The organism is Streptomyces sp. NPDC047079 (assembly GCF_040643755.1).
Taxonomy (GTDB): Bacteria; Actinomycetota; Actinomycetes; order Streptomycetales; family Streptomycetaceae; genus Streptomyces.
Map to the genome: position 1 here is coordinate 59,760 of NZ_JBEYUZ010000024.1, position 21,598 is coordinate 81,357.

Annotated in this window: 22 protein-coding genes; 8 read left to right on the forward strand and 14 right to left on the reverse strand. The window is 71.5% G+C overall.

The window, feature by feature from the left end:
- The first annotated feature begins 109 nt into the window (after positions 1-109).
- Complete coding sequence (locus tag ABZ823_RS25405; protein WP_361664718.1) at positions 110-904, forward strand: hypothetical protein; 795 nt, start codon at positions 110-112, stop codon at positions 902-904.
- Between the two features lie 72 nt (positions 905-976).
- Here ABZ823_RS25405 and ABZ823_RS25410 read toward each other — a convergent pair whose 3' ends face one another.
- Positions 977-1,411 (reverse strand): MarR family transcriptional regulator, encoded by a 435-nt coding sequence (locus ABZ823_RS25410; RefSeq protein WP_361664721.1) that lies wholly within the window; start codon positions 1,409-1,411, stop codon positions 977-979.
- A gap of 125 nt (positions 1,412-1,536) precedes the next feature.
- Here ABZ823_RS25410 and ABZ823_RS25415 point away from each other — a divergent pair, with 125 nt between their 5' ends.
- The gene (locus tag ABZ823_RS25415) at positions 1,537-2,559 is read left to right on the forward strand and encodes an NADP-dependent oxidoreductase (RefSeq protein WP_361664723.1); all 1,023 of its coding nucleotides are present in this window, start codon (positions 1,537-1,539) and stop codon (positions 2,557-2,559) included.
- A 135-nt stretch (positions 2,560-2,694) separates the two neighbouring features.
- A complete protein-coding gene (locus ABZ823_RS25420) occupies positions 2,695-3,507 on the forward strand; it encodes an EI24 domain-containing protein (protein WP_361664725.1) in 813 nt (270 codons plus the stop codon).
- Here ABZ823_RS25420 and ABZ823_RS25425 read toward each other — a convergent pair.
- From ABZ823_RS25425 to ABZ823_RS25435, 3 genes are all read right to left on the reverse strand, one after another.
- Positions 3,494-4,759, reverse strand: a complete 1,266-nt coding sequence (locus ABZ823_RS25425; protein WP_361664728.1) for a pyroglutamyl peptidase — start codon at positions 4,757-4,759, stop codon at positions 3,494-3,496. The two genes, ABZ823_RS25420 and ABZ823_RS25425, sit on opposite strands and share 14 nt — an antisense overlap.
- A 287-nt stretch (positions 4,760-5,046) precedes the next feature.
- On the reverse strand, positions 5,047-6,042 hold the full coding sequence (locus ABZ823_RS25430) for an aldose epimerase family protein (protein WP_361664731.1): 996 nt from the start codon (positions 6,040-6,042) through the stop codon (positions 5,047-5,049).
- Positions 6,043-6,051: 9 nt separating this feature from the next.
- Positions 6,052-6,948, reverse strand: a complete 897-nt coding sequence (locus tag ABZ823_RS25435; protein WP_361664734.1) for an SGNH/GDSL hydrolase family protein — start codon at positions 6,946-6,948, stop codon at positions 6,052-6,054.
- Between the two features lie 249 nt (positions 6,949-7,197).
- Between ABZ823_RS25435 and ABZ823_RS25440 the strand changes: the two genes are divergently transcribed.
- Positions 7,198-7,692 carry a DUF3145 domain-containing protein gene (locus ABZ823_RS25440; RefSeq protein ID WP_311698275.1) on the forward strand — a complete coding sequence of 165 codons (495 nt, stop codon included), beginning with the start codon at positions 7,198-7,200 and terminating at the stop codon, positions 7,690-7,692.
- 171 nt (positions 7,693-7,863) lie between these two features.
- On the opposite strand, the gene fabF is transcribed toward ABZ823_RS25440, so the two are convergent.
- From fabF to fasR, 5 genes are all read right to left on the reverse strand, one after another.
- The gene (gene fabF / locus ABZ823_RS25445; RefSeq protein ID WP_361664737.1) at positions 7,864-9,135 is read right to left on the reverse strand and encodes a beta-ketoacyl-ACP synthase II; all 1,272 of its coding nucleotides are present in this window, start codon (positions 9,133-9,135) and stop codon (positions 7,864-7,866) included.
- Positions 9,136-9,256: 121 nt separating this feature from the next.
- Positions 9,257-9,505, reverse strand: coding sequence for an acyl carrier protein (locus ABZ823_RS25450; protein ID WP_043440034.1), 249 nt, complete (start codon positions 9,503-9,505; stop codon positions 9,257-9,259).
- Positions 9,506-9,609: 104 nt separating this feature from the next.
- Positions 9,610-10,641, reverse strand: coding sequence for a ketoacyl-ACP synthase III (locus ABZ823_RS25455; protein WP_361664740.1), 1,032 nt, complete (start codon positions 10,639-10,641; stop codon positions 9,610-9,612).
- Positions 10,642-10,657: 16 nt separating this feature from the next.
- Positions 10,658-11,572, reverse strand: a complete 915-nt coding sequence (locus ABZ823_RS25460) for an ACP S-malonyltransferase (protein ID WP_361664743.1) — start codon at positions 11,570-11,572, stop codon at positions 10,658-10,660.
- Positions 11,573-11,661: 89 nt separating this feature from the next.
- Positions 11,662-12,867 carry a fatty acid biosynthesis transcriptional regulator FasR gene (gene fasR / locus ABZ823_RS25465; RefSeq protein ID WP_361664746.1) on the reverse strand — a complete coding sequence of 402 codons (1,206 nt, stop codon included), beginning with the start codon at positions 12,865-12,867 and terminating at the stop codon, positions 11,662-11,664.
- Between the two features lie 85 nt (positions 12,868-12,952).
- Here fasR and ABZ823_RS25470 point away from each other — a divergent pair, with 85 nt between their 5' ends.
- Positions 12,953-13,609, forward strand: coding sequence for a pirin family protein (locus ABZ823_RS25470; protein WP_361664749.1), 657 nt, complete (start codon positions 12,953-12,955; stop codon positions 13,607-13,609).
- Between the two features lie 68 nt (positions 13,610-13,677).
- Here the strand turns inward: ABZ823_RS25470 and ABZ823_RS25475 are convergent, their stop codons facing one another.
- Positions 13,678-14,499 carry a serine hydrolase domain-containing protein gene (locus tag ABZ823_RS25475; protein WP_361664751.1) on the reverse strand — a complete coding sequence of 274 codons (822 nt, stop codon included), beginning with the start codon at positions 14,497-14,499 and terminating at the stop codon, positions 13,678-13,680.
- 19 nt (positions 14,500-14,518) lie between these two features.
- Positions 14,519-14,989 (reverse strand): GNAT family N-acetyltransferase, encoded by a 471-nt coding sequence (locus ABZ823_RS25480; protein WP_361664754.1) that lies wholly within the window; start codon positions 14,987-14,989, stop codon positions 14,519-14,521.
- Between the two features lie 95 nt (positions 14,990-15,084).
- Between ABZ823_RS25480 and ABZ823_RS25485 the strand changes: the two genes are divergently transcribed.
- Both ABZ823_RS25485 and ABZ823_RS25490 read left to right on the forward strand, forming a co-directional pair.
- Positions 15,085-15,558, forward strand: a complete 474-nt coding sequence (locus tag ABZ823_RS25485) for a MerR family transcriptional regulator (protein WP_361664757.1) — start codon at positions 15,085-15,087, stop codon at positions 15,556-15,558.
- Positions 15,558-16,574 (forward strand): aldo/keto reductase, encoded by a 1,017-nt coding sequence (locus ABZ823_RS25490; RefSeq protein WP_361664760.1) that lies wholly within the window; start codon positions 15,558-15,560, stop codon positions 16,572-16,574. The genes ABZ823_RS25485 and ABZ823_RS25490 overlap by 1 nt, the downstream gene beginning before the upstream one ends.
- Before the next feature lie 21 nt (positions 16,575-16,595).
- On the opposite strand, the gene ABZ823_RS25495 is transcribed toward ABZ823_RS25490, so the two are convergent.
- The 3 genes from ABZ823_RS25495 to ABZ823_RS25505 all read right to left on the reverse strand — a co-directional run bounded on the left by ABZ823_RS25495 (position 16,596) and on the right by ABZ823_RS25505 (position 19,607).
- Positions 16,596-17,444, reverse strand: coding sequence for a DUF4429 domain-containing protein (locus tag ABZ823_RS25495; RefSeq protein WP_361664762.1), 849 nt, complete (start codon positions 17,442-17,444; stop codon positions 16,596-16,598).
- A gap of 66 nt (positions 17,445-17,510) precedes the next feature.
- On the reverse strand, positions 17,511-18,728 hold the full coding sequence (locus tag ABZ823_RS25500; RefSeq protein WP_361664765.1) for an alpha/beta hydrolase: 1,218 nt from the start codon (positions 18,726-18,728) through the stop codon (positions 17,511-17,513).
- A gap of 237 nt (positions 18,729-18,965) precedes the next feature.
- Positions 18,966-19,607, reverse strand: coding sequence for a TetR family transcriptional regulator (locus ABZ823_RS25505; protein ID WP_361664768.1), 642 nt, complete (start codon positions 19,605-19,607; stop codon positions 18,966-18,968).
- Between the two features lie 113 nt (positions 19,608-19,720).
- Between ABZ823_RS25505 and ABZ823_RS25510 the strand changes: the two genes are divergently transcribed.
- Positions 19,721-21,349, forward strand: a complete 1,629-nt coding sequence (locus ABZ823_RS25510) for an MFS transporter (protein ID WP_361664771.1) — start codon at positions 19,721-19,723, stop codon at positions 21,347-21,349.
- The last annotated feature ends 249 nt before the right edge of the window (positions 21,350-21,598 follow it).

Here is a 21,598-nt window from a genome sequence, read left to right on the forward strand (position 1 = left end):
GAACTGAAACGGTTTCGGCGAAGCTTTCGAGAGTTTTTTCGGTTCCCCACAGAACCTTCACAGCGGGGCCTAGGAACGCGACACGTGCGGAATTTAGTCTTCCCGCGTCATGGACTACTGCCACCCGTGCCGAAGACACCTCAACGGCGCTCTCGCCTGCCCTGGGTGCGGCACACCGATCGAGGGACTGCGCGCATACGCCGACGAGGGTGACGCGCGTCCCCTCGGTGACGCCTTCGACGGGGGCGATGAGCGCTACGACGACGCGAACGGGTCCGGCGAGGCAGGGGCGTCCCCCGAGGACCGCGCGGCGCGGCCCGGGCGGGCGCAGAACCGGCGCCGCGCCCAGGGGCGCGGCGTGTCCGGTGACCCTGACGGCGGCCGCGGGACGCGTTCCGGCCGTCGCGACCGCAAGGCCGCCGCGCACCGGCGGCGCCGGCGGCGGGTCCTTTTCGTGGGTGCCGGACTGCTGCTGGCGGCGGGCGGGCTGAGCCTGGCCGAACTCGGCATCGAGGCACCAGGATCCACTCCGAAGACCGCGACCGCGGGAGAGGAGAGCGCGGACGGCGAGGCCGCCCTCGGCGAGACGACCGTGCCGTCCGGCGGCACCGGGGGCCGGGGAGTCGCCGGTGCGGCCTCGGCTTCGGCCTCCTCCTCCGCCTCCCCGTCGGCGTCGGCGTCGGCGTCCGCGAAGGACGAGAAGTCCGACAAGGGCGGGCAGAAGGACGGGGGGACCCCCTCGGCGACCCCGACCGGGCGCCCGGACCGCCCGGCGCCGGCCCCCACGCCGACGGCGAGCAGGGCCCCGGGTACGACCCCGTCGGCGAATCCGGCGCCCACGAGCTCGCGCCCCGAACCGTCGCCGACGAAAAAGTGCAACCGGTTCCTGTGGTGGTGCACGTAGCACCTGCGGCGGTGCACACGGCGCGGGGCCGCCCGCAGCCGCAGCCCGGACCCCGGTCCGCGCCCGCGGTGGCTACGCGTCCAGCATCCGGCGCAGCAGATCCCGCAGGGCCAGCTGTTCGTCGTGCGACAGTCCCGCCAGGGGCTCCCGGGCGAAGTTGAGGGAGTCTCCCAGGCCGCGGGCCACCCGGCGGCCCTCGTCCGTCGCCGCCGCGAGCTTCACCCGGCGGTCCGCCGGGTCCGGGCGGCGCTCCACCAGGCCCCGCGTCTCCAGCCGGTCCACGATGCCGGTGACGTTGGACGGCTCACACTTCAGCTTCTGCGCCAGCCGCCGCATCGGAAGCGGCTCCAGCGACAGCAGGCTCAGCAGCCGGGCCTGCGCCCCGGTGAGCGCGTGCTCGGCCGCCGCCTCCTCGTACTCCTCGTGGTAGCGGGCCACGACCGATCCGATGAGCTCCACGACCTCCAGCGTCAGGGGGTCCATGCGGGGTTTCTTCTGCGTGGCCATGGCGTCCAGGCTACCCCTTTACTTGACAGCCTGAAATATCCAGGAGCATGGTTGTTTCAGGCACTGAAGTATCTGTATCGCTCGCGATCGAGCCGCAGCACGCAGCACATGACGAAAGGCCCCCCATGTCCGACACCCCCGCTCTCCCCGCCGTCAGCCGCGAATGGCACCTGCTCAGCCGCCCGGTCGGCTGGCCCAAGGCCGAGGACTTCGCCCTGGTCGAGGCGGAGGTGCCGCAGCCGGGCGAGGGCCAGGTCCTCGTACGGAACCAGTTCGTCTCCGTCGATCCGTACATGCGTGGCAGGATGAGCGCCGCCCAGTCGTACGTCGCCCCGTTCGAGCTGAACCAGCCCATGCAGGGCGGCGCGGTCGGCGAGGTCATCGCCTCCAACGCCGAGGGCATCGAGCCCGGCGACCACGTCCTGCACTTCCTCGGCTGGCGCGAGTACGCGGTCGTGGACGCCAAGAGCGCCGTCACGGTGGACCCGCAGGCCGCGCCGCTGTCGACGTACCTCGGCGTCCTCGGCATGACCGGCCTCACGGCCTACGCCGGCCTGCTGCGCGTCGCCGCCTTCAAGGAGGGCGACTCCGTCTTCGTGTCCGGTGCCGCGGGCGCCGTCGGCAGCCAGGTCGGGCAGATCGCGAAGCTGAAGGGCGCCTCCCGGGTCATCGGCTCCGCCGGCTCGGACGAGAAGGTCAAGCTCCTGGTCGAGGACTACGGCTTCGACGCGGCCTTCAACTACAAGAACGGGCCCGTGAGCGAGCAGCTGCGCGAGGCCGCCCCGGACGGCGTCGATGTCTACTTCGACAACGTCGGCGGCGACCACCTCGAGGCCGCCATCGGCTCCCTCAACCGGAACGGCCGCATCGCGGTCTGCGGCATGATCTCCGTCTACAACGACACCGAGCCCGCCCCCGGCCCGAAGAACCTCGCCCGGCTCATCCAGACCCGAGGCCGTATCGAGGGCTTCCTCGTCGGCGACCAGTTCGACCTTCAGCCGCAGTTCGTCCAGGAGGTCGGCGCCTGGGTCCGCTCCGGCGAGCTGAAGTACCGCGAGACGGTCGTCGAGGGCATCGAGAACAACCTGGAAGCGTTCTTCGGGGTCCTGCGCGGCGACAACATCGGAAAGATGATCGTCAAGCTCTGAAGGAGCCCGTGACGCACGCCGACCGAGGTCGTTGCGTACGGCGGAGGCCGTGCCCTTGGACGTGGGGCGCGGCCTCTGCCGCCGCTCGCCCATGGGGGCTCAGCGGCGTACGGCCGACTCGGTAAAGTCTTCCCCATGCGCGATCTAGGGGTGGGATTCGGCCGTCTTCTCGAAGGCCAGCGGTGGGTGGCCCGGCACGGCAGGCAGTACGGCTTCGGCCTCCTGCCCGGACTGATAACCCTCGTGCTCTACGCGGCCGCGCTCATAGCCCTGGCCGTCTGGGGCGAGGACGCCGTCATCTGGGCCACGCCGTTCGCCGACGGCTGGCCGAGTCCCTGGCTCGGCCTCTTCCGCGGCCTGCTCACCGTCGTCCTGTTCGCCCTCGCGCTCCTCCTCGCCGTCCTCACCTTCACCGCCGTCACCCTCCTCGTCGGCCAGCCCTTCTACGAGAGCCTCTCGGGGCGGGTCGACCGCGACGTCTCCCCGGACGGCACCGCCCCCGAGTCGGGCCTGCCCCTCCACCGCGAACTGTGGATCTCGGCCCGCGACAGCCTCCGCATCCTCGTCCGCGCCGCGCTCTGGGGCGTCCTGCTCTTCGCCCTCGGCTTCCTCCCGGTCGTCGGCCAGACCGTCGTCCCGGTGATCGGCTTCTTCGTCACCGGCTTCTTCCTCACCGAGGAACTCACCTCCGTCGCCCTCCAGCGCCGAGGCGTCGAACTCCGCGCCCGCCTCGCGCTGCTGCGCTCCCGCAAGCTGCTCGTGTGGGGCTTCGGCACCCCCCTCGGGCTCGCCTTCCTCGTTCCGTTCGTCGCCGTCTTCCTGATGCCGGGCGCGGTCGCGGGCGCCACGCTGCTGGCCCGCGACCTGCTGGGCGAGGAGACCACCGAGGGCCGGACCGCCGCCGAGGACGCCGGCGCCGCCGAGGACGAGCCGGTCAGCGGCCCCTGACGCGGGTCCCGAACGTCGCGTTCGCCGCCACCCTCAGGATCGCCCGTACCTGCGCGACGATGTCGAGCCGGTTCCGCACGAACGCCGGGTCGGTGACCGTCCCGGTCGCCGGGTCCGTGTTCCCCGCCCCGAACTGAAGGACCGGCGTGTGGACATGCCCGCCCGGCAGCCGGTCGTGCAGCCCGAGCCGGTCCCGCAGCAGCGTCGCCCGGTACGCGATCTCGTTGGAGAGGTAGTTGCCGCCGCCCCCTGCCCGGGCCGTCGACCCGGAGGTCGGCCCGTCCGGCCGTACGACGGGATCACCGCCCCCCGCCGGGATCTCGGTGACCTCCGTGTGGTCGAGGACGGGGAAGCGCCCGGTGTCCGCGGACGCGATCGCCTGGTAGGGGAGGGTCGTCGACGTCCACTGCGGCTGTGTGGCCGCGTCGGGGACCGGGATCGTCTCCGTCCGGCCGATCCCGTCGTTGTCCGGGAATCCGCCCCGCCACGCCCCGTTGGTCCGCTCGACGTCGAAGCGGCCGATCCGCCCCTGGCTCACGGTCGTGAAGAGATCCACGCGCGGCAGCTGCCGCCGCAGCGTTCGCTCCACGGCCCCGTCGGCGAAGTCCTGCCAGCGCACCGGGAAGACGACGGCCTCGATGCGCGCCGGGCCGCCCGCCGTCTCGATCGTGGTGCCGTCGAGCGCGAGTGCGGTCGCCCCGGACGGATTGGAGATACGGATGTCCCGGTCCAGCGTGAACGGGTCGAAGCCGGTGACCAGGATCCGCTTGACGGCCCCGCCGTGCGGATAGCGCACGGCGTCCTGTCCGCGTGAGGAGACCTCCAGCTCCGACAGAAGCCGGCCTCGCTCGGCGTCGGACAGTGCGAACGCCGGCCTCCAGGTCCGCACCTCCCGGGTCATCCCCAACCGGGCCCAGTACAGCGGCCGGTCGTCGTCACGGCTGATGTCACCGCGGGCCGGGCCCCGCCCCTGCGCCCGGTCCACGGCCCGCCGCCACAGCAGGGACCCCTGACGGACGACGGCACGCTCGGCCTGCGCGTACGAGTGGGCCCCCGCGAGCGCCCGCGCCAGCCGGGGCGCCACGGAGTCGAAGCCGGAGCGCCTGAGGATCTCCTGGGGGACGGCCTGGTCGAGACGCTGCTCCTCGACGGTCACCGAGGGGGCGCTGTCCGCCGTCGCGGTCCCCGGGGCCGCGAGCCCCGTGAGCAGGGCCAGCCCGAGGATGCCGATCCGAACACGTATGGAGTGCACGGCAGTTGTCGTCCTTCCGTCGCCGTGGGGTGCGTGGTGCGGGACGCCTCGCAGTATCGCGTGACGGAAGTGACGCGGGCCATGGTGCGTGGCCCGGGGTTGTGAAGGGTTCGTACGAGGTTGCTGCCGGAGGCTCGATCGCCGACCACCGCGTCATCATGACGATTAACGTCGAACCAGGGACGGGTCTCCCCACGTGCAGCCCCGGTCCGGGACCTGACCCCTGGACCGGGGCTTTCGACCTCCGACCGGAACGCGCCCTGCGGCCGCAACGCGCACTGCGGCGGCTAGCGCGACGCGCCCTGCGGCGGCCGGCGCGCCGAGAAGCGGTACACCGTCTCCGACGCGTACACGCCGCCCGGCCTGAGTTCCGTGCTCGGGAAGTCCGGGCGGTTCGGCGAGTCGGGGAAGTGCTGGGTCTCCAGCGCGATCCCGGCGCCGGGGGCGAGCGGGGCGCCGAGGTGGTCAGCGGTGTAGAGCTGGAGCCCGGGCTCGGTCGTGGCCACCGTGAGCACCCGCCCCGACCCCGGGTCGTGCAGCTCGGCGACCTCGACCGGGGCCTCGGTGACGCCCTTGTCGAGGACGAAGTTGTGGTCGTAGCCCGAGCCGGTCCTGTGCGCCGTCCGGAAGTCGAAGCGCGTGCCGTCCACGTCGGCCTGCTCACCCGTCGGGATCAGATCGCCGTCCACCGGGGTGTACCGGGATGCGGCGATCCGCAGCTCGTGCCCGCCCGCCTGCCCCGCACCCGCCAGGTTCCAGTACGAGTGGTTCGTCAGGTTCACCACGGTCGGCGCATCTGTGACGGCCTCGTAGGCGATCCGCAGCGCGCCCTCCGAGTCGAGGGTGTAGGTCGCCGAGACCTCGAGCCGGCCCGGGAAGCCCTCCTCGCCGTGCGGGCTCACCCGGGACAGTCGTACGCCGCCCTCGACCGGGTCCCCCTGCCACACCCGCCGGTCGAAGCCCCGGCGGCCGCCGTGCAGCGTGTTCGGGCCGTTGTTCGCCTCGAGCGCGTAGGTCCGCCCGTCCAGTGCGAAGCGCGCGCCCCCGATACGGTTGGCGTACCGCCCCACCAGCGCCCCGAGATACGGCTCGGGATGGCGCAGATACCCCTCCAGGTCCGCGAAGCCCAGCACCACGTCCGTCCGGCGGCCGTCGCGGTCCGGGACCTCGGCCGACTGCACGATCCCGCCGTACGACAGCACCCGCACCCGCACCCCGCCCCGTTCCAGCGTCCAGCGGTGGACCGGGGAGCCGTCGGGAAGTGTGCCGAAAAGTTCACTCATGTGGGAACCCTAGGCCAGGGGTTCCTTGGCGGTGACCGCGCGGTAGGCGATCTCGGCGAGCCGGGCCTGCCCGTCCCGGCTCGGGTGGAACCAGTCCCACTGGCTCAACTGCTCCGTTCCGAAGCGGTAGTCGAAGACGGCGTTGCCGTCGAAGCGGCATCGCCGGTCCTTGGCGCACACCTCCCTCAGAACCCGGTTGTACGCCTCGACACGCGCCTGCACCGCGTCGCGCCGCCGGGTCGCCCGCGCGTCCAGCGCGTCCGCGTCGCCCAGCATCGACGGGCAGATGCCCAGCTTCCACACCTGCTTGCCCAGCTGGCTGCTGCGGCCCTGCGACCACAGCCGCTTCAGGTTCGGCACGCTGGACACGTACACCTGCGTCTTCGGCAGTGACGCGCGCAGGGTGTCCATCGCCTCCTGGAACTGTTCACGGAAGCCGGCGACCGAGGTCATCGCGGAGACGGTGGAGCGGCAGGCGTCGTTGGCGCCCACCATCACCGTCACCAGCTCCGGCTTGCGCAGCACGGCCTGCGCCATCTGCCCGGGCAGGTCCGCCATCCGGGCCCCGGTCACCGCGTAGTTCCAGCTGCGCTCCGCGGCCCCGGTCACCCCGAGCAGCCGTACGGCGAGACTGTCCACAGCGGTGTCGCTGCCCGTCGCCCACGACACCTGGGGGCAGTCGGACAGCACGGTGCAGGCGTCGAAGCCGCGCGTGATGGAGTCGCCCACGGCGACGATCGAGTCGGGCGAGCGGTCCCAGACCGGGGTGGGCCTCGGATGCGCCTGGGCGGTGCTGCCCCGGGGAACGGCCCCGCCCCCGCCGGAGGCGTCACAGCCGGCGAGCCCCAGGACGGCCGCCGCCGCCATCGCGACGACAGCCCTGGAGCGACGGCCCGGTTTCCGCATCCCCTGGTCCCCTCATTCGTCGTACACGGCGGTCGGTCCGCGCACGGTTCGTTCCGCAGTCGTTCGGCAGCGTTCGAACACGCTGTGTCAGCTCCGCGTCCCCTTGGGTGAAACATCGGAGTTTGGGAGCACCGGGACCGACGGTACGTCACACTCCTTGCGCCGCCGCACGGTAGCCTCGCCCCGTGGCCGCCCTGCCACGCACGTTCCGTAAAGTTACAAGATGTCGCGGTCTGCCCGGAGGTTCAGGTGACGACACGTGGAGTCCTGTACGTGCACTCCGCGCCACGCGCACTGTGCCCGCACGTCGAGTGGGCAGTCGCGGGCGTGCTGGGCACGCGCGTCAACCTCGACTGGATCCGGCAGCCCGCCGCACCCGGCACCTGGAGATCCGAGTTCTCCTGGCAGGGCGAGGCCGGCACCGCCTCCAAGCTCGCCTCCGCGCTGCGCGGCTGGCACCTGCTGCGCTTCGAGGTCACCGCGGAACCGTGTCCGACCGCCGAGGGCGAGCGCTACAGCTGCACGCCCGACCTCGGGATCTTCCACGCGGTCACCGGCATCCACGGCGACATCCTGATCCCTGAGGACCGGCTGCGGGCCGCCCTGGTGCGCTCCCAGCGCGGGGAGAGCGAGCTGGAGGCCGAACTCGCCAAGCTGCTGGGCAAGCCGTGGGACGACGAACTGGAACCGTTCCGCTACGCGGGCGAGGGCGCGCCGGTGCGTTGGCTGCACCAGGTCGTCTGACCGTCCGTCAGCCCTCTGTCCCCGCCGCCCGTCCCCAGTCCGCCCGCCGCCCGTCCCCCGGTTCGTCCGCAGTCCGTGCCCCGTTCGTCGCCCGTTCGTACGAAAGGGCCCCCACCGAGCTTGGGTTCTAGTGGTGGGGGCCCTTCACACGGGTGACGGGGACGGCCCGGATCAGACCGTGCGGAACGCCAGGACCACGTTGTGCCCGCCGAAGCCGAACGAGTCGTTCAGCGCGGCGATGCGGCCCTCGACCGGCAGCTTGCGGGCCTCGCCGCGGACGACGTCCGCGTTGGCCTCGGCCTCCGGGTCCATGTTCTCGACGTTGATCGTCGGCGGGGCGACGCGGTGGTACAGCGCGAGGACGGTCGCCACCGACTCCACACCGCCCGCGCCGCCGAGGAGATGACCGGTCATCGACTTGGTCGCGGAGACCGCCATGTGGTCCGCGTCGTCGCCGAAGACCTTGCGCAGCGCCTTGAGCTCGGCGATGTCACCGGCCGGGGTGGAGGTGGCGTGCGCGTTCACATGCACGATCTCCGCCGGGTCCAGGTCGGTGTGGTCCAGCAGGTTCTGGAGGGCGTGCGAGATGCCGCGGCCCTCGGGCTCCGGCTGCACGATGTCGTGGGCGTCGGCGGAGATGCCCTGGCCGACCGCCTCCGCGTAGACGCGGGCGCCGCGCTTGGCGGCGTGCTCGGCCGACTCCAGGACCAGGACACCCGCGCCCTCACCGAGGACGAAGCCGTCACGGGCGACGTCGTAGGGACGCGAGGCGCCCTGCGGGTCGTCGTTGTTCTTGGACATCGCCATCATGTTGCCGAACGCGGCGATCGGCAGCGGGTGGATGGCCGCCTCCGTGCCTCCGGCGACGACGACGTCGGCGCGGCCGGTGCGGATCATCTCGATGGCGTAGCCGATGGCCTCGGCGCCCGACGCGCAGGCGGACACCGGGGTGTGGACACCGGCGCGGGCCCCCACGGCCAGACCCACGTTGGCCGACGGGCCGTTCGGCATCAGCATCGGTACCGTGTGCGGGGAGACGCGGCGGACGCCTTTCTCCTTCAGCACGTCGTACTGGTCGAGCAGGGTCGTCACACCGCCGATGCCGGAGGCGATGACCGCGCCGAGACGGTCCGGGTCGACATCGGCGCCCTCGCCCGCCTTGTCGGTGAAACCGGCGTCCGCCCAGGCCTCCTTGGCCGCGATCAGCGCGAACTGCGCCGAGCGGTCCAGACGGCGGGCCTGCGGCCGCGGGATGATCTCCGACGGCTCCACGGCGATCTGCGCGGCGATGCGGACCGCCTGCTCGGCGGCCCAGTCCTGCTCGAGAGGACGGACACCGGACTTGCCGGCGACCAGGCCTTCCCAGGTAGAGGCCGCGTCGCCACCCAGCGGTGTGGTTGCGCCGATACCGGTGACGACCACGGTGCGATTGGTCGAGCTCACGGGAATTCTTTCTCCAACGGATACGAGGATTAAGCGGCGCCACCGCCGGGTGGCGGGGCAACGGCCCGGGGCACCGGGCCGCGGACCCGGCGCTGGGCTGTCTGCCCAGGTGATCGGTCGATCAGGCCTGGTGCTTGAGGATGTACTCGGCAGCGTCGCCGACGGTCTTGAGGTTCTTCACGTCGTCGTCCGGGATCTTGACGTCGAAGCGCTCCTCCGCGGCGACGACGACCTCGACCATGGACAGCGAGTCGACGTCCAGGTCGTCGGTGAAGGACTTGTCCAGCTGGACGTCCTCGGTGGGGATCCCGGCGATCTCGTTCACGATCTCGGCGAGACCGGCGACGATCTCTTCCTGAGTGGCGGCCATGTCAGGCGCTCCTTCGTAGATATCCGTCAGGGTGTGGCGCCCGCCGCGTCAGCGGCAGGTGTTTGCAGGTCCCGTGCCGGACCGCATGATCCGGCACGGAGTGCCTAGGGGAGGGTAACGACCGTCGCGGCGTACACGAGACCCGCCCCGAAGCCGATGACGAGCGCGGTGTCGCCGCTCTTCGCCTCGCCGGTCGCCAGGAGCCGCTCCATCGCGAGCGGGATCGAGGCGGCCGAGGTGTTGCCGGTGGTGCGCACGTCACGCGCGACCATCACGTGCTCCGGCAGCTTGAGAGTCTTCACCATCGAGTCGATGATCCGCACATTGGCCTGGTGCGGGATGAAGACGTCCAGGTCGTCCGCGGTGATCCCGGCCGCGTCCAGCGCCTGCTGGGCGACCTTCGCCATCTCGAACACGGCCCAGCGGAACACCGCCTGGCCCTCCTGCGTGATCGCGGGGAACTTGACGTTGCCCTCGCTGTCCACCGGGAGCCTGGAGAGGTCGCCGAGCCGGAATTCGTTCCACGGCACGGTCTGCTTGATGGTCTCGGCCTTGTCGCCCTCGGAGCCCCACACGGTCGGGCCGATGTGCGGCTCCTCCGAGGGGCCCACGACGACCGCGCCCGCACCGTCGCCGAACAGGAAGGCGGTGGCCCGGTCCTCCAGGTCCGTCAGATCGGACAGCCGCTCCACGCCGATGACGAGGACGTACTCGGCGGACCCCTCGACGATCATGCCCTTGGCGAGCGTGAGGCCGTAGCCGAAGCCCGCGCAGCCGGCCGAGATGTCGAAGGCGGCGGCCTTGTCGGTGCCGAGCTTGTCGGCGATCTCGGTGGCGATGGCCGGGGTCTGGCTGAAGTGCGAGACGGTGGAGACGACGACCGCGCCGATCCGCTCGGCGGTGATCCCGGCGTCGGCGATCGCCTTGCCCGCCGCCTCGACGGACATCGCGGCGACGGTCTCCTCGTCGTTGGCCCAGTGCCGGGTCTCGATGCCGGAGCGGGAGCGGATCCACTCGTCGGACGAGTCGATCTTCTCCAGGATCACCTCGTTGGGCACCACCCGGACCGGACGGTAGCCGCCGACCCCGAGGATCCGCGCGTACGGAGCACCCTTGCGTGCCTTGATCTTCGACATGCTCTCGGGCTCCTAATCAGGCGCTGTGCTCGGCGACGAGGTCGCGAGCGGCGTCGAGGTCGTCGGGGGTCTTCAGGGCCAGGGTCTGGACGCCCGGCAGGGCGCGCTTGGCGATGCCCGTGAGGGTGCCGCCGGGGCACACCTCGATCAGCGCCGTGACGCCCATCTTCTCGAACGTCTCCATGCACAGGTCCCAGCGGACCGGGTTCGCGACCTGGCCGACCAGCCGCTGAAGGACCTCGGCACCGGTGGCGACGGCCTGACCGTCCTTGTTCGAGACGTACGTGACCCGCGGGTCGGCGGGCGTGAGCGCCTCCGCGGCCTCCGCGAGGCGGTCCACCGCGGGCGCCATGTGCTGGGTGTGGAACGCGCCGGCCACCTTCAGCGGAACCACCCGGCGCACGCCCTCGGGCTTGTCCTCCGCCAGGGCGGCGAGCTGCTCCAGGGTTCCGGCGGCGACGATCTGCCCGGCGCCGTTCACGTTCGCCGGGGTGAGGCCCAGCTTCTCCAGGTGCGGGATCGTCGTCGCGGGCTCGCCGCCGAGCAGTGCCGACATGCCCGTGGGCGTGGTGGCGGCGGCCTCGGCCATGGCCAGACCCCGCTTGCGGACGAGTGTCAGCGCGGCGGTGTCGTCGAGGACACCCGCGAAGCCGGCCGCGGTGATCTCGCCGACGCTGTGCCCGGCGACGGCGCCGGGGGTGATGTCACCCAGTGCCATGGCGGACAGCAGACCCGCGGCGACCAGCAGCGGCTGGGCGACGGCGGTGTCGCGGATGGCGTCGGCGTCGGCCTGCGTGCCGTAGTGGGCGAGGTCGAGCCCGATGGCGTCGGACCATGCCGCGACGCGGTCGGTGGCGCCGGGGAGGTCGAGCCAGGGAGTCAGAAAGCCGGGCGCCTGGGCGCCCTGGCCGGGAGCGACGAGTACGAGCACTCTCACACTCTCTCTTGGGGACGGCCGGGGCCGCCCGTGGGGACAAGGACGAAGAACGGCAGGGGGTTTTGTGGGCCCCCGACAAAAGGCTAGGTCTGGGGATCTCCGTCGGCCAGACGCCCCAGGATCAGCGCGATCCGCAACGTGAACGCGGAGCGTACATCAGAAGGCGACCAGCCGGTGACGTCAGTCACACGTCGGAGCCGGTAGCGCACGGTGTTCGGGTGAACGAAGAGCATGCGGGCGGCACCTTCCAAACTGGAGGCCTGCTCCAGATACACACTGAGGGTCTCCAGGAGCGCGGATCCCGCCTCCTCCAGTGGTCTGTAGATCTCCTCCACCAGTTGCTCGCGCGCGTTGGGATCACCGGCGATCGCGCGCTCCGGCAGCAGATCGTCGGCCAGTACCGGGCGCGGTGCGTCCTGCCAGGCGAAACACGCCTTGAGGCCCGCCGCCGCGGCCTGCGCGGACCGGGTCGCGGCCAGCAGGTCGGGCACGATCGGCCCGGCGACGACGGGACCGGCGGCGAACGGGCCGATGAGCGACCTGGCGACGGCCAGCGGATTGTCGCTGCCGCCCGCGACCACGACGAGCCGGTCCCCGAGCACGCCGGTGAGGACCTGGAGCTTGGCGTGGCGGGCGGCCCGCCGGATGGCCTCGACCGTCAGCTCGCTGTCACCGTCGGGTGCCGTGCCCAGCACCACGCACACATGCTCCGGTGAGTTCCAGCCGAGTGCGGCGGCCCGGCTGACGGCCCCCTCGTCGGCCTCCCCGCTGAGCACGGCGTTGACCACCAGTGACTCCAGCCGGGCGTCCCAGGCACCGCGTGCCTCGGCGGCCTGGGCGTAGACCTGGGCGGTGGCGAACGCGATCTCCCGGGCGTAGACGAGGAGCGCCTCGCGCAGCACGGACTCGTCACCGGGAGCGGCCACCTCGTCGATGGCGGACTCCATCACCTCGATGGTCGTGCGCACCATCTCCACGGTCTGCCGCAGGGTGATGGCCCGGGTCAGCTCGCGCGGCGCGGTCCCGAAGACGTCGGTGGAGATGGCCTGCGGGGCGTCGGGGTGCCGGAACCACTCGGTGAACGCGGCGATACCCGCCTGGGCCACCAGTCCGATCCAGGAACGGTTCTCCGGTGGCATCGCCCGGTACCACGGGAGCGTCTCGTCCATGCGCGCGATGGCCTGAGCGGCGAGGCTTCCGGACGATTTCTCCAGCCGCTTCAGGGTCGCGGCGTGCGGATGGAGGGAGTGCGCTGCGGGCTCGGGGTGGATGGCTTGGGGTTCGGGCACGGGGACAAGACTGCCTTATCGGGACGGGGCCGTGCGGCGGCGGGTCCCGGAGGGCATCGGGGGCGGGGCTACGGTGGTGGCTGTGATGGACGTACGGCGCGCCGGTGAGCGCTACCGCGGAGGGGACCCGGCCGCCGGGATCGAGTCCCTGCACGCCTTCAGCTTCGGTCCGCACTACGACCCGGACAACCTCCGGTTCGGCGCCGTGATCGCATGCAACGAGGAGCGGCTGGCACCGGGCTCGGGCTTCGACGAGCACCCGCACAGCCACACGGAGATCGTCACATGGGTGGTGGAGGGCGAGCTGACCCACCGAGACTCCACGGGCCGCGCGACGGTGGTCCGCCCCGGCGACGTCCAGCGGCTGAGCGCGGCGGGCGGTGTCCGGCACGTGGAGCGCAACGACGCCGACGTCCCCCTGGCCTTCGTGCAGATGTGGCTGGCCCCCCGGGAGCCGGGCGGCGAGCCTGTCTACGAGGTGGTCCACGGCATCGCGGACTCCACGCCGTACGCGGTCCCCGAGGCGGGCGCCATGCTCCATGTCCGCCGGCTGGCGGCGGGGGAGCGCACGGCGGTGCCCGACGCGGCGTATGTGTACGCGCACGTCGTGCGCGGCGCGGTACGGCTGGGCGGGGAGGCGCTGGGGCCGGGGGACTCGGCCCGGATCACGGACGCGAAGGACCTCGAGGCGGTGGGGGCGTCATCGGGGGCGGAGCTGCTGGTGTGGGAGATGGCCGGATGATCGGGGAGGTCCGGGTGACCGTCGCGGGGAGGTCCGGGTGGCTGTGAGGCGAAGGGCCGGCGGCTCCTTCAGCCCCGCACCTCCGCCAGTACCGCGTCCGTGAACGGCGTCCACGCCTCGATCGCCCAGGGCCCGAACGCCCGGTCCGTCAGCGCGACGCACGCCACGCCCGCGTCCGGGTCGACCCACAGGAACGTGCCCGACTGCCCGAAGTGACCGAAGGTCCTGGGCGAGGACGAAGCGCCCGTCCAGTGCGGCGACTTGGAGTCGCGGATCTCGAAGCCGAGACCCCAGTCGTTGGGGTTCTGGTGCCCGTAGCCCGGCAGAACGCCCTTCGTGCCCGGGTACTGCACGGTCATCGCCTCGGCGACCGTGCGGGGGTCGAGCAGCCGGGGCGCCTGGACCTCGGCGACGAAACGCACGAGATCGGCGACCGTCGAGACGCCGTCCTTGGCGGGGGAGCCGTCCAGGCTCGTCGATGCCATGCCGAGCGGCTGAAGGACCGCCTGCCGCGCGTACTCGGCGAACGGGATGTCCGCCGCCTTCGCCACATGGTCGCCCAGCACCTCGAACCCGGCGTTCGAGTACAGCCGCCGCTCCCCGGGCGCCGAGGTGACCCGGTGCTCGTCGAAGGCGAGCCCGGACGTGTGGGCGAGGAGGTGGCGCACCGTGGCGCCGGACGGCCCGGCGGGCTCGACCAGTTCGACGGCCCCCTCCTCGTACGCGACCAGCACCGCGTAGGCGGCGAGCGGCTTGGTGACCGAGGCGAGCGGGAAGCGGTGGCCGACCGGACCGTGGGTGCCGAGCACGGTGCCGTCCGCGCGGACGACCGCCGCGGCGGCGGTGGGGACGGACCAGTTCTCGATCAGCGCCAGGCTCTTCAGGGGCATGGGCACGAGCCTATGCGGCTCACAGCTCCAGCCGCATCGAGGGGTCCGGCTTGCGCACGAAGCCCAGCGACGCGTACAGCGGCTCGGCCTGCGCGGACGCGTTCAGATCGACCTGCCGGACGTCCTGCTCGCGGAACCAGTCCAGCAGCGTCTCCATACAGGCGCGGGCGTATCCCCGGCGGCGAGCGTCCGGATCGGTGGCGACGCTGAAGACATGGCCCACCCGGCCGTGCGGGTTGCCCGCCCGGCCGATCCGGTACCCCACCGTGCCCACCGCGAGTGCGGCGAGCGCCCCCGGCCGGTCGGGGTGGTCGACCACGAACGCCGCGAAGCCGCCTTCCGGGTCGCCGAGCCGACGGCGCAGGGTCGGAAGGGCCTCCGTATGCCACTGTGTGGAGGAACCGGCGGAGAAGACGGAGTCCAGCATGACCTGACGCAGGCGCAGCACTTCTTCGGCATCCTCGGGCACGGCCCGGCGTACGAGACTCATGACGCGCACGCTAGTCAAGCCAGGCCCCCCGGGTCTCCGTATTTTCACCGGATTCCGCTTGCTTGGAGTGCACTCCAGCGTTTTAGCGTGGGGTCATGACGGTGATGGAGACCTCGGCCGAGGCGGCCGAAAACGGGACCGACATCTGCTCCGTACCGCCTGAGCGGCACCCTCGTCCCGACGGACAGGACAGCTACACGATCAGCGAGGTCGTCGCCTTCACCGGCCTCACCGCGCACACCCTGCGCTGGTACGAACGGATCGGGCTGATGCCCCATATCGACCGCTCCCACACCGGGCAGCGCCGCTACTGCAACGCCGACCTCGACTGGCTCGACCTCGTCGGCAAGCTCAGGCTCACGGGGATGCCCGTCGCCGACATGGTGCGCTACGCCGAACTGGTGCGTGCCGGAGACCACACGTACGCCGAACGCTACGACCTCCTGGAGGCGACCCGCCGGGACGTGCTCTCCCGGATCGCGGAACTCCAGGACACGCTCGCGGTGCTCAACCGCAAGATCGATTTCTACGCGGACGCCGGGCGCGCCCCGGTGACGGAGAGGCTCTGATGACGGACAGCGGGATCGCGAAGGTACAGCTCGGCAGCGACGGCCCCGAGGTGGGCGTGCAGGGCCTCGGCTGCATGGGGATGAGCTGGGCGTACGGACCCTCGGACGCCGGGGAGTCGCGCGCCGCCCTGGAGCGGGCGCTCGAGCTGGGCGTCACCCTCTACGACACCGCGGACGCCTACGGCGCCGGGGAGAACGAGAAGTTCCTGTCACCGTTCTTCAGGGCGCACCGGGACGAGGTCGTCATCGCCACCAAGTTCGCGATCTCCACCTCGCCGGACGACCCCACGAAGCGGATCATCCGCAACGACCCGCCGTATATCCGCAGTTGCGTCGAGGCGAGCCTGAGGCGCCTGGACGTCGATGTGATCGACCTCTACTACATGCACCGCCGCGATGTGAACGTGCCGATCGAGGAGACCGTCGGCACGATGGCGGAGCTGGTGCGCGAGGGCAAGGTGAAGCATCTCGGGCTGAGCGAGGTCACGGCCGGTGAGCTGCGCGCGGCCCGGGCCGTTCACCCCATCGCGGCCGTGCAGTCGGAGTGGTCCCTGTTCAGCCGGGACATCGAGGCGAACGTGGTGCCGGCCGCCAGGGAGCTGGGTGTGGCGCTGGTGCCGTACTCGCCGCTGGGGCGCGGATTCCTCACCGGCTCCTTCTCCAACGCCGACACGGATCTCACGGACCAGGACTTCCGCCGTACGATGCCGCGCTTCACCGGCGAGAACGCGGCCGCCAACCAGACGCTCCTGGAGCCGATCCGCACCGTCGCCGAGGGGCACGGTGTCTCCCTGGCCCAGATCGCGCTGGCCTGGGTGCAGCAGCAGGCCGCGGTGCACGGTTTCCCGGTGGTCCCGATCCCTGGCACGACCAGGCGCTCGCGCGTCGAGGAGAACGCGGCGGCGACCCGGATCCTCCTGACGCAGGAGGAACTGGCGCTCCTCGAACCGATCGCGGCCAAGGTGGCGGGCGACCGCTACCCGGACATGACGTTCGCGTCGGCGGGACGGGAGTAGGAGACCCGCGCGCCCACAGCACTAGAGCTCCGCCAGCAGCTCCGCCTTCTTCGTGGAGAACTCCTCGTCCGTGACGAGCCCCGCCTCGTGCAGCTCTCCGAGGTGCCGGATCCGCTCCGCGATGTCCGCCGGATCCCGGCGGGCCGCCGGGACCGCCGCCACGGGCCCTGCGGCCCGCGCCGCGGCCAGCACCGCCGCGGCGAACGGCAGCGACTCGTGCACAGGGCCGTACCCGAGTCCGAAGACGACGGCGGCCGGGTCCTGGTCCGGCTGCGCCGGCTGTCCGGTACCCGCCTCCCGTAGCAGCAGCCGCAGATGGCCCTCCAGGGCCTCGGGGGAGCGCCACTCGACCCCGGTGAGGGCGGCGACCGGGAAGTGCTGGTCGCCGGCCTTCCACTTGGCGGAGGACGCGCCCGTCCAGGACCACCGGAAGGACACCGCCCGGCCGTCGAAGGACGCCTTGCCGTCGTATGCCTTGAACTGGAGCGGCGCCTCGGGCGGCGCCACTAGGAACCGCTCGGCCGGGGCCCCGTCCTCGGTGATCAGGGCCCGCAGCTCGTCGGCGTAGTACTCGGCCAGGGTCTGGCGGTCGGCGGGCAGGACCAGCCGGTAGGGGTCCGAGGTCTCCCTGAGCTGTCCGGCCGCCGCCTCCATCAGCGGATCGGCGCCGGGCCGTGGCACCGCGCGCAGCACTGCGGTCCCCCGCTTGCCCTGAGTGAGCGTCACCCCCGCGATCGCCTCCAGGGGAACACGGCGTTCACCGAGCGCCTGGAACAGCTTCGGGGTACGGATCCCCCGTTCGAAGCGGATGAGCACGGAGTCGGACTCGAACTCCCAGACGGCATGAAATCCGGCCAGTACGTCACCCATGCGGCTCATCGTATGCGGCACGCGCTCCTCCGTCGCCTCCCTGTGCAGACCGCAATTCCTGTTTTTCTACGCGCGTCCGGCCGCCACCGTGCCGGACAAACCCGCCCGGCAGGTGTCGGTGTCCTGGGCGCAGCGGACCGCACGGTAGGCGCCGACGCCGATCTCCGCGAAGTTGCGCAGGCTCTCGGTACCCGGCGCGAAATAACCGGCATGTCCCTTCGCCCCCTGGGCGGACAGCACCCGTGCCCCGAAGTCACGGGAGACCGGGTCGGCGCCGTGGCCGAGGCCCCCGACCTCCAGGTACGGCACGTCCTGGATCCAGTCGTCGGTGTCCCGCATCGCCCACACCCGGGCCGCGGTGCGCAGGCCGGCCGCCGTCCCGGCCCGCATGCCGGGGCTGCCCGCCACGGCGATGTCGGACACCCGTGACGGCAGCGTGCGCGCCGCCACCCCGCACACCACCGAGCCGTAGCTGTGGCAGTACAGCTGGACCGGCGTGCGGCCGGGCAGGGCGCGGACGAGGGCGTTGAGCCGTACCGCACCTTCCTGGGCGCGCATCGCGGTCGCCGCCTCCATGCCGAGGCCGCCGGGCGAGGTGTAGTCGGCCCAGGCGATGACGGCCGTACGGCTCGCGGGGTCCGCCGCCCGCTCCGCCGCGTACAGCGACTTGGCCATGCCGACCGGTGCCGAGTACATGCGGAAGGTGCGCTGGAAGGTGAGCAGGTCGGTGTCGACGCCGGGGACGACGACCGAGACCCGCCGGGCGGTGTCCAGATCGCCGAAGGTCTCGGCGATCCGGCCCGAACCCTCCGGGTCGAAGGCGAGGATCTGCCGGTCCCCGGCCATCAGCGCCTCGAAGCGGTGCATGAGGCGGCCCGCCTCCCGCTGTCCGACCGACGACAGCCGGTCGTCGTGCATCCGGGCGCGCTCGACCTTGCGCTGCTGGTCCAGGGCGATGCGGTTGGCCTCGTAGCGCAGCCGTACCGGCGCGCCGTTCATGTTGCCGACCGCGAGCGGGTAGCGGTGGGCGAGCCGGGAACGCTGGTGGGTGCCGAGCGAGGCGAAGAAGCGGGCCAGCAGTGCGGGGGACCCTTCGGGGTCCGGCAGCTGGTGCCCGGCGATCCGGCCGTGCTTCCACGCGGAGCGCGAGGCATCGAGGGGCGTGGCGCCGGGGCGGCTGTGCATGGCGGTCCAGCCGGTCGTCGCGAGCATCACGAAGACCACGGCCAGTGCGAGCAGTGCGCGCCAGACATTGAGTTGCGGGGAGGTGTCGAAGGAAGTCACTGGAAGGACACACTAGGAGAACGAGAGTGTCTCGCGTTAACCGAGTGATGCGACTCACGTTTCACGCCCTTCAATTCGGGCAAAACGGGCGCAACTTAGGGGCAATCGTCACGCTGTGTCGATGAGACGCTCGCCACTTGGTACAGCGTGTCACCGCGCCTTCACTCCATCGGGCGCGCCGCGCGCTCCTTCTGACGGGAATTCACTTGACGTGCACGGGATCGGCGCAGGGTGCGATCAGTCCGTGCGCCACGTCTCCGCCAAGGCCGGACCCACCGCGTCCAGATGCCGGGCGGTCAGCTCGCGGAGCGCGGCGAGGCTGATGTCCTGGCCCGCGCACCACAGCCGTTCCGTGACGCGCATCACACCGCCGAACACGGCCACCGCGACCCGCGGGCGCGGGTCCATGGCGAGATCGAGGCCCTCGCGCTCGGCGATGATGCGGGCGATGTCCTCCTCCAGCTCCGCCGAGCGGCGCAGATGGGTGGCGAACAGGGTCGGTGTCGACTCGATCAACCGGTAGGTGCGCAGATGGAGTTCGGTCGGGATGATTTCCTCGACGGCCTCACCGATGCCGTCCCAGCCCTCGAGGACCGCCTGCCGCAGCGCCTCCAGCGGCGCCTCGTGAGGCGGTCGCACGCGCACCGCGTCGACGAAGCGCGACTCCACCAGGGACTGGACGAAGAAGACCGCGTCCTCCTTGCCGGCGAAATAGCGGAAGAAGGTGCGCTGTGAGACGTCCGCGGCTTCGGCGATCTCGTCGACGGTCGTGGCCTCGTAGCCCTTGGCGGTGAACAGCTCCAGGGCGGCGCGCAGCAGTGCGTCCCGGGTGCGCTGTTTCCTGCGCTCGCGCAGTCCCGGCAGCGACGCCGTGTCCATGGGTCCTCTTTCCGTCCATATGCCCCGTTCGGGCTATCTGTTACATGGCGTGAGAGTTACCGACTTGTGAATTGGTTTGTCAACTGTCAGTGGCTGTCACTAGCCTCGAAAACATGACTAGTCAGACCACCGTCGACGCCACGGAACCGGGGGACAAGATCTCCGGTACGTCGGCAGCACTGCCGGAGCAGGCGCCGCGCCGCGGGCTGCGCGGACATCCGTGGTTCACCCTCGTCTCGGTCGCCATCGGCGTGATGATGGTCGCCCTGGACGGCACCATCGTCGCCATCGCCAACCCGGCCATCGCCAAGGACCTCGGCGCCAGCTTCGCCGACGTCCAGTGGATCACCAACGCGTACTTCCTCGCCCTCGCGGTCACCCTGATCACCGCGGGCAAGCTCGGCGACCGCTTCGGGCACCGGCAGACGTTCCTGATCGGTGTCGTCGGCTTCGCCGCTGCCTCCGGCGCCATCGGCCTGTCCGACAGCATCGCCCTCGTCGTGATCTTCCGTGTCTTCCAGGGCCTGTTCGGCGCGCTGCTGATGCCGGCCGCGCTCGGCCTGCTGCGGGCCACCTTCCCGGCCGAGAAGCTGAACATGGCGATCGGTATCTGGGGCATGGTCATCGGCGCCTCCACCGCGGGCGGCCCGATCCTCGGCGGCCTGCTCGTCCAGCACGTCAGCTGGCAGTCCGTCTTCTTCATCAACGTGCCGGTCGGCGCGCTCGCGCTCGTCCTCGGTGTGCTGATCCTCACCGACCACCGGGCGCGCAACGCGCCGCGCTCCTTCGACCTGCTCGGCATCGCGCTGCTCTCGGGCGCCATGTTCTGCCTGGTCTGGGCGCTCATCAAGGCACCGGCCTGGGGCTGGGGCGACGGCAAGACCTGGCTGTTCATCGGCGCGTCCGTGCTGGGCTTCGCCCTCTTCTCCTTCTGGGAGACGAAGGTGCGGGAACCGCTGATCCCGCTGGCGCTGTTCCGCTCGCTGCCGCTGTCGGCGGGCGTCGTCCTCATGGTCCTCATGGCGATCGCCTTCATGGGTGGTCTGTTCTTCGTCACCTTCTACCTTCAGAACGTGCACGGCATGAGCCCGGTCGACGCGGGCCTGCACCTGCTGCCCCTGACCGGCATGATGATCGTCGGCTCCCCGCTCGCGGGCGCTCTGATCACCAAGGCCGGCCCGCGCATCCCGCTGGCCGGCGGAATGGTCCTGACCGCGGTCGCCATGTTCGGCATGTCGACGCTCCAGGAGGGCACCGGCAGTGCCGTCATGTCCATCTGGTTCGCGCTGCTGGGCCTCGGTCTCGCTCCCGTGATGGTCGGTGCCACCGAGGTCATCGTGGGCAACGCGGCGATGGAGCTGTCCGGTGTCGCCGGCGGCCTCCAGCAGGCCGCGATGCAGATCGGCGGCAGCCTCGGCACCGCGGTTCTGGGCGCGGTGATGGCCTCTCGTGTGGACAGCAACCTCCCGGGCAACTGGGCCGCGGCCAAGCTGCCGCCGCTCACCCCCGCCCAGCTCGACCAGGTCTCGCAGGTCGTCCAGCAGGGTGTCGCACCGGTCCCGAAGGGCACGCCGGTCCCGATCGCCGCGAAGATCGCGAGTGTCGCGCACGACACGTTCATCTCCGGCATGAGTCTGGCCTGCCTGGTCGCCGCGGGTGTCGCGGCCGTGGCGGTGCTGGTCGCGCTGCTCACCAAGCGGGGCGAGAACGCGGAGGCGGGCGCGGGGGCCGCGCATATCTGACCCCGTAGCGGGCGGGTTCCCCTATCAGGGTGAACGCGCTAAAGATCCCTCCCACCCGGCACGCGCCGCAGGTCACAGTGGATCACGTCCTCCGAACGACAGGGCAGTACGACGGGAGGACGGCCGGACTGCGGCGCGCTGCCGGAGGGGGGCAGCGCGCAAGCAGGTCTGAACGGGGGAACGGGGGGTACCCGGTCATCGAACCCGAAGCGACCACCAGGTTCCGGGAGTTGATGATGGCGAACTTTG

Excerpts from the sequence above, each read along its gene's own strand:
- ABZ823_RS25470 (WP_361664749.1), top strand. The coding sequence starts at position 12,953 with ATGGACGTACGGCGCGCCGGTGAGCGCTACCGCGGAGGGGACCCGGCC.
- ABZ823_RS25410 (WP_361664721.1), bottom strand. The coding sequence starts at position 1,411 with ATGGCCACGCAGAAGAAACCCCGCATGGACCCCCTGACGCTGGAGGTC.
- ABZ823_RS25420 (WP_361664725.1), top strand. The coding sequence starts at position 2,695 with ATGCGCGATCTAGGGGTGGGATTCGGCCGTCTTCTCGAAGGCCAGCGG.
- ABZ823_RS25485 (WP_361664757.1), top strand. The coding sequence starts at position 15,085 with ATGACGGTGATGGAGACCTCGGCCGAGGCGGCCGAAAACGGGACCGAC.
- ABZ823_RS25505 (WP_361664768.1), bottom strand. The coding sequence starts at position 19,607 with ATGGACACGGCGTCGCTGCCGGGACTGCGCGAGCGCAGGAAACAGCGC.
- ABZ823_RS25435 (WP_361664734.1), bottom strand. The coding sequence starts at position 6,948 with ATGCGGAAACCGGGCCGTCGCTCCAGGGCTGTCGTCGCGATGGCGGCG.
- ABZ823_RS25510 (WP_361664771.1), top strand. The coding sequence starts at position 19,721 with ATGACTAGTCAGACCACCGTCGACGCCACGGAACCGGGGGACAAGATC.
- ABZ823_RS25495 (WP_361664762.1), bottom strand. The coding sequence starts at position 17,444 with ATGGGTGACGTACTGGCCGGATTTCATGCCGTCTGGGAGTTCGAGTCC.
- ABZ823_RS25405 (WP_361664718.1), top strand. The coding sequence starts at position 110 with ATGGACTACTGCCACCCGTGCCGAAGACACCTCAACGGCGCTCTCGCC.
- ABZ823_RS25430 (WP_361664731.1), bottom strand. The coding sequence starts at position 6,042 with ATGAGTGAACTTTTCGGCACACTTCCCGACGGCTCCCCGGTCCACCGC.
- ABZ823_RS25450 (WP_043440034.1), bottom strand. The coding sequence starts at position 9,505 with ATGGCCGCCACTCAGGAAGAGATCGTCGCCGGTCTCGCCGAGATCGTG.
- ABZ823_RS25490 (WP_361664760.1), top strand. The coding sequence starts at position 15,558 with ATGACGGACAGCGGGATCGCGAAGGTACAGCTCGGCAGCGACGGCCCC.
- ABZ823_RS25475 (WP_361664751.1), bottom strand. The coding sequence starts at position 14,499 with ATGCCCCTGAAGAGCCTGGCGCTGATCGAGAACTGGTCCGTCCCCACC.
- ABZ823_RS25480 (WP_361664754.1), bottom strand. The coding sequence starts at position 14,989 with ATGAGTCTCGTACGCCGGGCCGTGCCCGAGGATGCCGAAGAAGTGCTG.
- ABZ823_RS25455 (WP_361664740.1), bottom strand. The coding sequence starts at position 10,641 with ATGTCGAAGATCAAGGCACGCAAGGGTGCTCCGTACGCGCGGATCCTC.
- ABZ823_RS25415 (WP_361664723.1), top strand. The coding sequence starts at position 1,537 with ATGTCCGACACCCCCGCTCTCCCCGCCGTCAGCCGCGAATGGCACCTG.